This is a genomic window from Bacillus nitratireducens (genome assembly GCF_036320425.1).
GTDB lineage: Bacteria > Bacillota > Bacilli > Bacillales > Bacillaceae_G > Bacillus_A > Bacillus_A nitratireducens.
Genome location: NZ_JAUMJO010000014.1, coordinates 15420 through 28440, shown reverse-complemented (window position 1 = coordinate 28440; position 13021 = coordinate 15420). Strand labels below are relative to the sequence as shown.

General features: G+C 31.7%; 13 protein-coding genes and 1 pseudogene. 9 read left to right on the top strand and 5 right to left on the bottom strand.

Annotated elements, in window-relative coordinates; all coding sequences use genetic code 11:
* The first annotated feature begins 277 nt into the window (after positions 1 to 277).
* Positions 278 to 940: an IS6 family transposase gene (locus Q3V31_RS28650; protein WP_240514184.1), complete on the top strand. Its 663-nt coding sequence runs from the start codon at positions 278 to 280 to the stop codon at positions 938 to 940.
* Positions 941 to 1340: 400 nt separating this feature from the next.
* On the opposite strand, the gene Q3V31_RS28645 is transcribed toward Q3V31_RS28650, so the two are convergent.
* From Q3V31_RS28645 to Q3V31_RS28635, 3 genes are all read right to left on the bottom strand, one after another.
* Positions 1341 to 1475 (bottom strand): hypothetical protein, encoded by a 135-nt coding sequence (locus tag Q3V31_RS28645; protein ID WP_000442758.1) that lies wholly within the window; start codon positions 1473 to 1475, stop codon positions 1341 to 1343.
* Between the two features lie 978 nt (positions 1476 to 2453).
* On the bottom strand, positions 2454 to 2708 hold the full coding sequence (locus Q3V31_RS28640; protein WP_000900579.1) for a SunI/YnzG family protein: 255 nt from the start codon (positions 2706 to 2708) through the stop codon (positions 2454 to 2456).
* Between the two features lie 734 nt (positions 2709 to 3442).
* Positions 3443 to 3775 carry a hypothetical protein gene (locus Q3V31_RS28635; RefSeq protein WP_139266020.1) on the bottom strand — a complete coding sequence of 111 codons (333 nt, stop codon included), beginning with the start codon at positions 3773 to 3775 and terminating at the stop codon, positions 3443 to 3445.
* Between the two features lie 365 nt (positions 3776 to 4140).
* Here Q3V31_RS28635 and Q3V31_RS28630 point away from each other — a divergent pair.
* Positions 4141 to 4720 (top strand): annotated as a pseudogene (locus Q3V31_RS28630) (DUF3967 domain-containing protein).
* A 261-nt stretch (positions 4721 to 4981) separates the two neighbouring features.
* Here Q3V31_RS28630 and Q3V31_RS28625 read toward each other — a convergent pair.
* Positions 4982 to 5713, bottom strand: coding sequence for an ABC transporter permease (locus Q3V31_RS28625; RefSeq protein ID WP_097872520.1), 732 nt, complete (start codon positions 5711 to 5713; stop codon positions 4982 to 4984).
* Complete coding sequence (locus tag Q3V31_RS28620) at positions 5701 to 6624, bottom strand: ATP-binding cassette domain-containing protein (RefSeq protein ID WP_329767571.1); 924 nt, start codon at positions 6622 to 6624, stop codon at positions 5701 to 5703. Before Q3V31_RS28620 ends, Q3V31_RS28625 begins: the two co-directional genes overlap by 13 nt.
* A gap of 139 nt (positions 6625 to 6763) precedes the next feature.
* On the opposite strand from Q3V31_RS28620, the gene Q3V31_RS28615 reads away from it, so the two are divergent.
* The 7 genes from Q3V31_RS28615 to Q3V31_RS28585 all read left to right on the top strand — a co-directional run bounded on the left by Q3V31_RS28615 (position 6764) and on the right by Q3V31_RS28585 (position 12919).
* On the top strand, positions 6764 to 8194 hold the full coding sequence (locus tag Q3V31_RS28615; protein ID WP_097872518.1) for an IS4 family transposase: 1431 nt from the start codon (positions 6764 to 6766) through the stop codon (positions 8192 to 8194).
* A gap of 506 nt (positions 8195 to 8700) precedes the next feature.
* Positions 8701 to 9021, top strand: coding sequence for a PadR family transcriptional regulator (locus tag Q3V31_RS28610; protein WP_001102635.1), 321 nt, complete (start codon positions 8701 to 8703; stop codon positions 9019 to 9021).
* Positions 9018 to 9572, top strand: a complete 555-nt coding sequence (locus Q3V31_RS28605; RefSeq protein WP_097872517.1) for an HAAS signaling domain-containing protein — start codon at positions 9018 to 9020, stop codon at positions 9570 to 9572. The genes Q3V31_RS28610 and Q3V31_RS28605 overlap by 4 nt, the downstream gene beginning before the upstream one ends.
* Positions 9565 to 10359 (top strand): DUF4097 family beta strand repeat-containing protein, encoded by a 795-nt coding sequence (locus Q3V31_RS28600; RefSeq protein WP_000608212.1) that lies wholly within the window; start codon positions 9565 to 9567, stop codon positions 10357 to 10359. The genes Q3V31_RS28605 and Q3V31_RS28600 overlap by 8 nt, the downstream gene beginning before the upstream one ends.
* A gap of 209 nt (positions 10360 to 10568) precedes the next feature.
* Positions 10569 to 10982, top strand: coding sequence for a hypothetical protein (locus Q3V31_RS28595; RefSeq protein WP_016130733.1), 414 nt, complete (start codon positions 10569 to 10571; stop codon positions 10980 to 10982).
* A gap of 605 nt (positions 10983 to 11587) precedes the next feature.
* Positions 11588 to 11722 carry a hypothetical protein gene (locus Q3V31_RS28590; RefSeq protein ID WP_000442759.1) on the top strand — a complete coding sequence of 45 codons (135 nt, stop codon included), beginning with the start codon at positions 11588 to 11590 and terminating at the stop codon, positions 11720 to 11722.
* Between the two features lie 720 nt (positions 11723 to 12442).
* A complete protein-coding gene (locus Q3V31_RS28585) occupies positions 12443 to 12919 on the top strand; it encodes a hypothetical protein (protein ID WP_090814426.1) in 477 nt (158 codons plus the stop codon).
* Positions 12920 to 13021: the final 102 nt, after the last annotated feature.

Sequence of the window (13021 nt, the reverse complement as noted above, 5' to 3'; positions counted from 1 at the left end):
GAAAAAAAGAAACAATCTTGCTTATCATTGACGTTACATGAGCTTAGTTTGATGGGCATGAGGGTATAACATTCTCTGCAATACAAAATAAAAGGGGAAACTATTCAATTAGTTTTTCCTTTTTATTTTGTCAAACAAATGGGTTCTGGTGCAAACACTCCAAAACGCTTGTAAGTAACCTCCTAAACTTGGATATATTGATACTAGTACTCTAAAAAAGGATGTGATTGGTATGGAAAAGCAAAATCTATTCAAGTGGAAACATTATTAACCGGATATTATTTTATTAACCGTGAGATGGTACCTACGGTACAACCTCAGTTTTCGTGATTTAGTCGAAATGATGGAAGAACGTGGGCTATCCCTTGCTCATACAACTATCATGCGATGGGTTCATCAAAATGGTCCCGAATTAGATAAGCGCGTACGACATCATCTTAAATCAACCAATGATTCTTGGCAAGCCGATGAGACGTATGTGAAAGTCAAAGGTCAATGGATGTACCTATATCGTGCTGTTGATTCAAAAGGAAATACAATTGATATTTATTTAAGCAAAACAAGAGATCATAGGGCTGCAAAGCATTTTTTCAAGAAAGCTTTGCAGTCTTTTCATGTTTCAAAGCCCCGTGTGATAACAGTAGACAAAAAATCGGCCTATCCTATAGCGATTGAAGAGTTGAAGAAAGAGAAAAAAATGCCTGTAGACATCCAAATAAGGCAGGTAAAATACCTGAATAACATTGTAGAGCAAGATCATCGCTTTATTAAAAAGAGAGTTCGTTCAATGTTAGGATTGAAGTCTTTTCGTACAGCTACATCCATTCTTTCAGGAATAGAAGCGATGCATATCATTAAAAAAGGCTCACTTATTTTACGGGACAAGTCTGTCCAAAATGAAATAAAGTTTATTCATCAACTATTCGGAATGGCTGCATAAGAATAGATTCCATTAGGAATCTATATACCTCTTTCGAATAAATGAAAACTTTGCACCAGAACCATATAAACTAATGTAGCTTTGAAATAAAGTTTGAGTAAAAATACCTTACAAACCCTTATTTTACGATAAATGAGAAGAATCTATTTTGAAAAAAGATTAATCAAAATAGATTCTTTTCCAGTAGATTTAAGATTGGTTTTTATAAAAATGTTTGATTAAAATTACACATGTTAACCTTACTATGTGATTCTCTGATTAATAAAACGTATAAAAAAAGGAGAATAGTAACTTATAAACAGTTAATCTTTTTTCAAAACGATTAAACTTTATTTCAAATCCACAAACAAAAGAGCCTTACCTCTGTAGGCAAGACTCCACTAGTGTAGTTATATAGTATTTACATAACAAATAAGAAACATAAAACATATAATACCAAGTAGCAGAACCCTAATATTCCGCCTATAGCTAGTACCTGTTTAACCCAGCTCTTGAATTTCAGATTACTGTCAATAATCGCTTGCACTCTTTCCATATCCGTTTCCTCCTATTAAGGAGAACCCTTAAAGACTCTCACCTCGCTATGATACCATTAAGGAATGACTAATAGAGGTCTAATTTTTGTCTAAACGCATAAATATGTAATATTGCATATAGAAATGTATTGCTATAAATGTAAGCGCTTACTATAATGAAAACATAAAGATAAATCACATCTTAGCATCAACAAAAGAGGAGGAAATAATATGGCAATCGCAATGGCAGTTTTAAAATTTGTAGGTGCAGCACTTCCATTAGTTCAAGAACTTTTAAAAGCATTTATGTAAGTTCATTATTTAGCAATTATTTATAAAATTATCATACCTTAATACAACAAAAGAGGAGGGAATAATATGACAATCGCAATGGCAGTTTTAAAATTTGTAGGTGGAATCATTCCATTTGTACAAGAACTTTTAAAAGCATTTATGTAAGTTCATTATTTAGCAATTATTTATAAAATTATCATACCTTAATACAACAAAAGAGGAGGAAATAATATGACAATCGCAATGGCAGTTTTAAAATTTGTAGGTGGAATCATTCCATTTGTACAAGAACTTTTAAAAGCAGTAATGTAAGTTCATTATTTAGCAATTATTTATAAAATTATCATACCTTAATACAACAAAAGAGGAGGAAATAATATGACAATCGCAATGGCAATTTTAAAATTTGTAGGTGGAATCATTCCATTTGTACAAGAACTTTTAAAAGCAGTAATGTAAGTTCATTATTCCGCAATTATTTATAAAAATTATCATACAAATGATCTGTATATCAAAAGTGAATTGATGTGCAGATCATTTGTGTGAGCGAAGTCCCTTTAGCATTATTAAGGGACTTTTTTGTTATTATCGAAAGTAAACTTTTAGATATTAGTTTACTTTCATTTTATTATGAGGAAAACAAAAAACGACTTTACATTAGTCGTCTTTTAATCTAAAAAATCTATACAAAATCAATAAAATAATTAAGCATTTATTTTATTTAAAATTGAAATCTTATTAGTAGTAAATAGTACATAATCTTGTTTTCTAGTTTTAATTAAGATGCGATCAGTTGTACCATAAGGTGTCCCAATTCGAATTGCATCAGCTTTTTCAACACCAGCATAAGTATCATCTTCAGTAACCTCAATAATTTCATTTAATGGAATATTAACTTTTGCTAATTGCCATTTAATAATTAGTTCCTCTGTTGTTTTTATAACATCAATACCCAACATGTTATCAAGACCTTTCTATTCTATTATCTAAATATAATTATAATTCAAATAATTATAATTGCAATTAAGTGTATTTATTGGATATTTATGTTTGCGAATGATATGAATAAAATTTTTTTTATCTATTTTCTAATGTAAACTTTTCAATATTAGTTTACATTCAAATCTTTGGTTTTATTAACTTCATTACAACTTACTCATTTTCCCCAAAACCACTGACAAAAGTATACATTCAAAAAACGATAAAACAAGGAATAAATAACCAACTAATAAATATATTTTTTCTGAAAATTTATGCTATAATTAATTTGTACAAAGGTTGGTATCCTTTTACTTCTAATATTGTATTGATTTATATGTAGTACCCTACTACTTAAATATGGATCTACAAACAAAAAGAACTAGTATTATTATAGTTCTTTTTGTTTATTTAGAATAAATAAAATTTAAAAAAACATAAATATTCATGTTACCATATATCATGACACTCAGTTTTGTTTATACCATACAACAAAATTAAACTAATCCCTTATCTATTATAGATAAGGGATTAGTTTGTATAAATAATTTTTATTTAACAATTTTAATCTTGTCCAAAGATTAAAAACCATATTAAAAGTTTACATAACCCCACTTATCTGTATTCAATGTATCTAGAAAAAACCCCTTCAGTTTATTTGCTGAAGGGGTTTCGTATTTACATAATTTTCGTTATCAGAAGTCGTTTTAAAATTCTACATGTTTACTTTTTTCTTGTTCTTACGAATAAACCACAACACTACAGTTAAAAATAATAAAAAAATCAGTAAAAAGAGCGGTATTTTTTGAATAAAGAAAAATCCTTTCCAAAAATCTAACCTAGTACTATCAGGAGAATCTGTTGCCATCCCACCTATAAAATAAGACAATGGAATAGCAAGTATATTTATCCCTAAACCGATCATTACGAATGATAGATTTTTACTCCAGATTTTTGGTAATGCAGCCATAATAAATAAAACTAATGCAGTACCAATTATAAGAAACAGTATTCCAAAATAAAATGCAAAATATAAAATAATTCCCATAATATCCATAATAAATCCCATAATATCCCTCCAAGACTTTAATTGTACCATCAATAAGGGTAATTTTGGTTAAATATGATATTCATAGAAAATTAACATAACGTCTCATTATCGGTAGCAAATCGTTTCATAGAATCCTTGTTTTTACTAGGGTTTTTGTCTCTATGCCTATCTCTTATACAAGATTTTATACATCGTTGATATAGCGGGGATCTAGAGGATCCTTGCTATTCTTTTTTTGCATAAAATCTTGCATATAGAAAAAAGAATTTGAAACAAGTGATACGTGAATTATTAGGAAAAAGGGTATATCATTGCTATAGCGAATATATTTTTGAGGTGAGACGCTATATAGTCCTGGCGAAGTGGCAGAGCAATTAAATATCCAATCTAGCACATTACGTAAGTATGCTGATGTACTCGAAAAGGAGGGTTATACCTTCATTAAAAATGAACGTGGGCATAGGAAATATAGAGAAAGCGATGTAATGGTATTCCGTAAGGTCATAAACCTGAAAAACGACACAGACATGACATTAGAAAACGCCACAAAGCAAATAGTATCATGGCATCAAGGTGTTGAAGTGTTGCCATTAGAGCGGCATGAAGTTGAGCGCTATGAAGAACCGGATTTCAACGCTACAACGCTACAGACGATGCTTCAAGATCAAAACGAGGTCATTGAAAAGCAAAATGAATTATTACAAGAATTAAGCAAACGTTTAATTGAACAAGACCAGCGATTTGCACAAAGAGAATCAGAATTATTGAGCGCTATACAAACGATACAGGAATCCCAGACTTATAGCGACAAATTCTAGCGAGGGTGTGGCGAAGAACCAAGGGCGTGATGAAATGCTTATGCAAACAATAAGAGAAGTCCAGGAAGTTAAGAAGATGATTGCCGCAAGTAAAGATAAGAAATGGTACGAGTTTTGGAAATAATCTTTTACAAAGGTAAAGCTTAGAGTCATATGAGAACTCTAAGCTTTTTTGGATACCACCGATAAGTTGTGTTATGTTAATTTCACATGTAGGGGTACCGCCACATGCCCATCAAGCTAAGGTCTTGAAGTACCCCCTAAACAAAATTTTTAATTTTTCTACAGTTATTTATGTGAATTCAACTCGTTTTTTTCGTTTTCGGGAACAATTCATTTCTTAAGTTAATGGCGATGTAGCGGGCCCCCCATTTGTTCGGATGCTTTATCTGACTTTTCTATATTCATAAATTGATAATATTAAACCTACTACAAAAATAAAGGAAATACTACAAATACCAATAGGATAATTAATAAAAGTTCTTCCGATTCCTTCATGAGGACTGAATATTAATGGTACTACCCAAGGATACAATACATTCCCAGGTACATTAACTAAAATTAAATTCAAAAATAAAACTATACACATCAACAAGACTACTGAGAGAAAGCTTTTCCACTTAATCGCAAAAAATGACGCTATAGGTATTAAACAGAAATGCATAATCGCCATTAATGAAACTATTTTAAGCTGTTGAATAAATAAACCATATGTAAAAGGAAGATCAGTAATTAACATACCTAAAAAGAAAGGAAGAAAGAGCAGTATAACCATTGTAAAAACAATAAAGCTAAATACAATTAGCAATTTACCACAATAAAATTTTAATTTAGGAATAGGACTTGTAAATAAAATAATATTTGTCCCTTCTTGATATTCTCTAGCAAATATATATCCTGCAAAAATATAAAAAATAGCAGTACCTGTCATAATGTTAAAAAACATATAAATTGTCTTATAATATTCGCCCCAACCTGTTTCAGTAATAGAATATTTAGGATTAACGGCGTAAATAAAAAATACAAGTAATATAGGAATCAATTGCAACGCGGTAGTAATATATATTAATTTAGAACCTTTGAATTTAATAAGTTCAGATTTTATTATCGATTGCACTGATTAATCCCTCCTGTTATTTGCATGAAATAATCCTCTAATGTTTGTTTTACGGTTACAATTTCATAAACATCGATTTCTGCAAAATTTAATAATTTATTTAATTCTGCAGTATTTCCTTCAAAATGATTTATCAGAATATCTGTATTAGAAAATCGATAATCTAAATCTTTTATATTTTCTTTTAAAATTCCAATACATTTATTAATATTGTTAACCTTAATCCTTATATATTTTTCAAATTTATCCTCCAATTTATCCATAGAACTTTCTTCTAAGAGTTTCCCCTCGTGTATAATCCCAATTTTATCTGCTAATTGTTGTACTTCACTAAGTATATGACTAGATACTAAAATTGTTTTTTGATGCTCTTTAGCTAATTCAATGAGTAGTTCTCTTATTTCTTTAATTCCAGCTGGATCTAGGCCATTAGTTGGTTCATCTAATAATAATAAATCAGGATTATGTAATAACGAACGAGCAATCCCTAATCGCTGTTTCATTCCTAAAGAGAAATTCTTTACTTTTTGATGCTGGACGTTTTGCAAATTAACTATATTTAAAACACGGTCGATGGCCTTAGAATCTTTAACTCCCATGTAATTACTACTGATTTTCAAATTATCATTAGCACTTAAATTCCCATAAAAACCTGGATATTCTATAATCGATCCGATATTCCCCAAAAAGGAACGATTATTAATATCTAGCTTATTTCCAAATATATATATGTCTCCACTTGTTGGTTTTAATAGACCCATAATCATTCTAATTGTTGTTGTTTTTCCAGCACCATTCTCACCTAATAAACCATAAACTTCACCTATTTTTATATGCAATGATATGGAATCGACTACGGTTTTTGATTCGTAAATTTTTATTAAATCAGCTGTTTCTAGTACATATTTCATATACTTACCCCTTTGTATTTATTAGGCTGTCAATAACTATCTACCAAATATAAATTAAATATACTATATTTTTACTTTTTTATCTTAGAAGAAAACGCTATTCTTTTTGTAGAAATATCCAGAAAGGATGGCGTTTTTGATGAATCCTATCATTTCAAATGAACTGAATCTTTTCGCACAAGAGCTACAATACTTTTTATCTCCAATAGTCCTACAAGATATCGCCAAACAAGTTGGTTTTGTACAGCGATCTAGTAAGTATCAAGCAAACGAACTCATTGCCCTTTGCGTATGGCTCAGTCAAGAAATCGCTAGCACATCACTTACACAATTGTGCAGTCAGTTAGAAGCTTCAACTGGGGTACTGATGAGCTCAGAAGGATTGAATCAACGCTTTAACCCAGCAGCTGTCGCATTTCTTCGGGAAGTCTTTACTTCTCTTCTCACACAAAAACTCTGTTCAAATCACTCGCTTTCTGCACAAATGATCTCTACTTTCAATCGTATCCGTATTTTAGATGCGACAGTGTTTCAACTGCCTGATCCTTTCGCCACTAACTATCAAGGTTCAGGCGGGAGTAGTAATACGGCAGGCGTGAAAATCCAATTGGAATATGATTTACTTAGTGGTCAATTTCTTAACGTGCAGCTTGGACCAGGAAAGAATAATGATAAAACATACGGTACCATCTGCCTTGAAACCGTAGAGGCGGGCGATTTGTGTTTACGTGATCTTGGTTACTTCGATTTAGGAGACTTACAAACTATTCATGATAAAGAGGCTTACTATATCTCGCGGTTGAAGCTGAATACACGCATTTATATCAAGAACCCTGAGCCAGAATACTTCAACAACGGCACGTTAAAAAAGCAAACAGAATACATCCAGCTTGATATGACAAAAATGATGTCGGGTCTAATCCCAGGTGAAACGATAGAAATCCCCGAGGTATACATTGGCCAAAATCAGAAGCTTCCAGCACGTGTCATTATCCATCGTTTAACCGATGATCAAACGCAAACACGCCTGAAAAATCAAGCGATACGTGAAAAGAAAAAAGGCATTGTCATGAAGGATAAAAGTAAACGTTTAATGGGTATGAATGTATACATCACGAACACGTCTCTAGAAGGAGTACCAACGAATAACGTGCACTCATTGTATTCACTTCGTTGGCAGATTGAAATTTTGTTTAAAACGTGGAAGTCATTTTTTGAAATTGATGAATGTAAAAATATTAAAAGAGAACGCCTAGAGTGCCATTTATATGGACAACTCATTGGCATTCTCCTCTGTTCTTCTACAATGTTTCAAATGCGACGGTTTCTGCTTGAAAAGACAAAGCATGAGCTGAGTGAATACAAAGCGATTTATATGATTAAAGATTACTTTCCGTTACTGTTTCAAGCGATAGCCGTTGGCACAGAAGAACTTTTAAAAATTCTGCATCGTCTTTATCTGCTACTCAAAAAGAACGGTCGTAAATGTCATCGGTATAAGAAGATGACCGTCTTTGATATTCTAGGGATTGTGTATAAAACGACGGTGAAGCATAGACAAGATGCCTAGCGAAAAAATCACGTTTTAATAGGCTTCTTTAGCATGCCTACTTTTCTATCACTTACTAATTTTGAACCAAGGATCGTTTCATATCTAGTAAGTTACTTGGTTAGCTTGATGGACATGGGGTACCGCCAGCATTTTGGAAGTAAACCACGTTAAGCAAATTTCAACATAAAATTCCTTGAGTTTTGTCCTGTTAAGAACATTTTGATACAACACAATTTAAATTAGCGTTAAAATGGCTCAAACATCTTTAGCAGGTTTGAGCCATTTTGCGGTCTATACCTAAATAAAAGCAAATAAAGTTATGTAAAACTCGCTTTCCAAAAATGAACACATTCTTGTTAGGGTGTTTTTGCCCATCTCCCGAAAAAGGGTGTGTTTAAATAAATTTTATGGTACCTTGCAATAAATAATAGGGTGTGGTAAATTATTACAAAAGATGTATTATTTACTGCTAGGTACTGTTCAATGAATAGTACCTAAACACTCAAGAAAGGAGTGATTGTTTATTGAATGTACAATTTAAAAAAGGTGTCTTGGAACTGTGTGTTCTTGTGTTGTTGGATAAGCAAGACCGTTATGGTTATGAACTTGTTCAGGAGATTTCAGATCAAATCGAGATATCGGAAGGTTCGATTTATCCACTGTTACGACGATTAACCAAGGAAGAGTATTTTACGACATATTTGCAAGAATCAACAGAAGGGCCGCCGCGTAAGTATTATAAGTTAACTGAGAAAGGTAGGGAATACCTTCACGAATTGCTGACAGAATGGAACGAGTTTTCTAATGGAGTCAATCACTTAATCAAGGAAGGAGCGGGCAAATGAATAAAGAACAATTTTTGAAACAATTAAATACCTCATTAGTAAAGCTTTCGCAAGAGGAACGGCAGGATATTTTACAAGATTACGAAGAGTATTTCGCGATTGGGATGGAAAAAGGAAAAACGGAGCAGGAAATTTCAGCATCCCTTGGAAATCCGAAACAAATTTCCAAGGAACTAACGGCATCTTACCGTCTTGATCAAGTCGAGCAAACAACTTCTGCTGTAAATGTAATGCGAGCTACTTGGGCAGTTATTGGTTTAGGATTTTTTAACTTAGTAATTGTATTAGGACCTTTTATTGCGTTGGTAGGGGTTGTTATTGCAGGATGGGCATCAGCGATAGCCTTCATTCTTTCCCCGTTTGTCGTACTTATTTATCTGGTTTTGGGCAACTTTCTATTATTTGATTTGTTCGTCGCATTAGGTCTTTGCGGAATTGGATTTTTTATTGCAATGGGGATGTATATCGCTACAAGTGCTTTAACTAAGGGGTTTATTCATTATTTGAATTTTAACATTTCTCTTGTGAAAGGTGGTTTGAAAAATGATTAATATTAAAAAATTATCTATTATTGCACTATCCCTGTTATTAATCGGTATAGTAGGGGGCCTGTTTACATTTTCTCAAGTGATGAATAAGGAAACGAATATAGAGAAAAAATCGATTTCAGATGAGGTAACGGATGTAGATGTCATCGCTCAAAATGCAACTGTTGAAATCATCCCAACGACAGGTACGGATACTAATATAGAGTTAGAATCAAAAGAAGTGAAAGCTTCTAAGCTGAATCTTTCTGCAAATGTGGAAGAAAAGAAACTTACGGTTACATTAAAAGAACAACGCTCCTTTAACATTTTTTTTCATAATCAATCGTTACATTTAAAAGTGTATGTGCCCAAGAAATCTTATAAGTCGTTTGTCGTTAAAAGTGCTAATGGAAAAGTAGAAATGGCTGAATTGGACATAAAGAGTCTGAACGTGGAATCACAAAATGGCCAAATTGACTTAAAAGATATCATATCTGAAAAGGTTGAAGTGAATTCTGCTAATGGAAGAGTAGAACTTAATAATGTAGAGGGAAATCTGATAGGGGACTCGAACAACGGAAAAATCTCCCTTGTCACAAAAGACTTGGATCGGAATATTCAATTGAAAAGTCGCAATGGGAAGATTATGATTAAAACAGATAAGGAGCCAACCAATACAACCTTTGATGTTCATAGTAATAATGGGGGAATCGATATTCTCAATAAATATAAAGGAAATGTTGTTATTGGTAAAGGTGAAAATTTAGTTAAACTAAATTCAAATAATGGGAAAATCGAAATAATAAAATAGCAACAAAGCGAGAAAAAAGCTGATTCCATTGGAATTGGCTTTTTCAGTTAATCAGTCATTTAAAAATGCATAGGTCCATAGAGCGAAAAAAAGGAGGTTCCCTTGTGAGTGTAGAGTTCCCCCTTAATCTTGCTACCAATAACGGAAGTTATGGTAACTAAATATTACAAGTGTATTTACTTTGAATTTTTATGAAAGGAGATAAAACAGTGTATTTATTAAGAAGGTTGATAGCAGCTATATTGTCAGCATTAATTATGTCTACGTCATTCGAAATACTTGATTTTGTTTTCGCTAATCCGTATCAATTTTCATTTCTAGATATATTTATGATAGCCATAATCTACATTAGTCCTATATTTATATTATTTGGAATTCCAGTTTCATTATTGATTGATTGGTTTACAAAAAAGGTCTTAAGTAAACTGAATTCTCCTAAAAAAATTCATTTAGTTCAACTATTTATTTATGCGATATTTGGCGTAATTTCATTAGGTATATTGTTTTCATTTGTTTTTATGGTACCTGGCTTAGTATGGAATGCTCTTTTTGGAATAATACCAGCTGTTTTATATTTCTTTGTATTATCGTCTTTAAAGAAAAGAGATAAATCAACATCCTGAATGTATACTTTTGTTGCTGATTTTTAGAATATTAAGGGATTCGAGATAAGGTTAATAATTATGGGAAAATGAATATAAACTAATATTTAAAAGTTCACTTTCGAATTTATAAAAAAAAAGCACCTTTTAATGTTTTAAAAGTGCTTTAACTTGATGTTGATGTGACGGAACCTTAAGTATGTAGAAATTTAAAAAGGTCCCTTCATAATGCTTAAAGGGACTTTTCTCACACAAATGATCTGCACATCAATTCATCTTTGATATACAGATCATTTGTATGATAATTTTTATAAATAATTGCTAAATAATGAACTTACATAAATGCTTTTAAAAGTTCTTGAACTAATGGAAGTGCTGCACCTACAAATTTTAAAACTGCCATTGCGATTGTCATATTATTTCCTCCTCTTTTGTTGATGTTAAGATGTAATTTATCTTTATGCTTTCATTATAGTAAACGCTTACTTTTATAACGATACATTTCTATATGCAATATTGCATATTTATATGTTTAGACAAAAATTAGACCTCTATTAGTCATTCCTTAATGGTATCATAGCGAGGTGAGAGTCTTTAAGGGTTCTCCTTAATAGGAGGAAACGGATATGGAAAGAGTGCAAGCGATTATTAAAAGTAATCAGAAATTCAAGAGCTGGGTTAAACAGGTACTAGCTATAGGCGGAATCTTAGGGTTCTGCTACATGGTATTATATGTTTTATGTTTCTTATTTGCTATGTAAATACTAGATAACTAGACTAGTGGAGTCTTGCCTGCAGAGGTAAGGCTCTTTTGTTGTATCTGAGATGAATTTTTTTGGAGGTACTTCAAAATATTGGGTTGATGGGCATTTGGTTCTACTTCTATCACTGAAAGTAAACTAATATGTAAAAGTTTACTTTCGATAAAATAGCGTTTAGCTGGGCTGAATCTGAAAAGGATATAAATTAAGGAATTCATTTAATTTTAATAATATTTGCAATCAAAAAGCATCCGTATAATAAACGGTTGCTTTTTGTGTATCAATATTGACAACGATTATATGTTCAACATGAATAAATCCATCTACCACTTTATTACTTTCAAATGGTTAAACTACATGTAAATAAAAACAAGTAAGAAAGTGGAGTGCGTTTTATCTAAGAATTATGAATTTTTAACAAAAATTCATAATTATGTTATATAATGATGTTAACAAACCATATTTTAGGAATTACCCCGATTGTGTAAAATGTATATTTTGTTTTGATGAGCTAAAATATTTAGCTAAAAGAACTTGTAGCGGGGCCTGCTACAAGTTCTTTTATTTTATTTGGAGAATTACTTTTCATTAAATGAAAATACGAAAAAAAAGGAGGAATTTCCTTTAAGGACAAAAAATGAGCTTATATTTGTTTATTTATTTTATGTTACAGTTCCATATGTTAGTCAATTACAACACTGTTAAGAAGGAGTATACATAATGAAACGTAAAATTTTAGCTTTAATAGTTCCAGTCATGTTATTATCAGCGGTAGGTTGTGTAAACAATCAGAAAGAAAAAGAAGAAATTAAAGTTTCAATAGAGCAAAATAAACCAGAAGACTACCCTAAAAACCTAGAATATCTAATGAAAGATTTTACAGACCAAGCTAGAGATATTGATAACCTTATCAATAGCAAGAAATCACAGTATAAGAAAGCAACTGAGTTTAGAGAGCTTTCTGAACCTTTCCTAGATACAGTAGACAAGGTAAAAAAATTAGAGTACGACCAAAAATATTTTCCTGTACGCAATAAGGTAGATGAAGCAATGACATACGTAAAAGCAGGGGTAGACCATATGCAAACTGCTTTATCTATGGGAGACAAAGTAAGCGTAGAAATAGCAGTTGATGAACTAAAAACCGCTTCTAAGTTAATAGATGAAGGGCATAAGGAAATGAAAAAGATTAAGTAACAGATAAACAAACAAAGGGGTAGGTGAGTCTGAAACGTAAACTGTTAGCTTTAGCTGTTCCAGTCATGTTTTTGTCAGGAGTAGGTTGTTCAAACACATCTC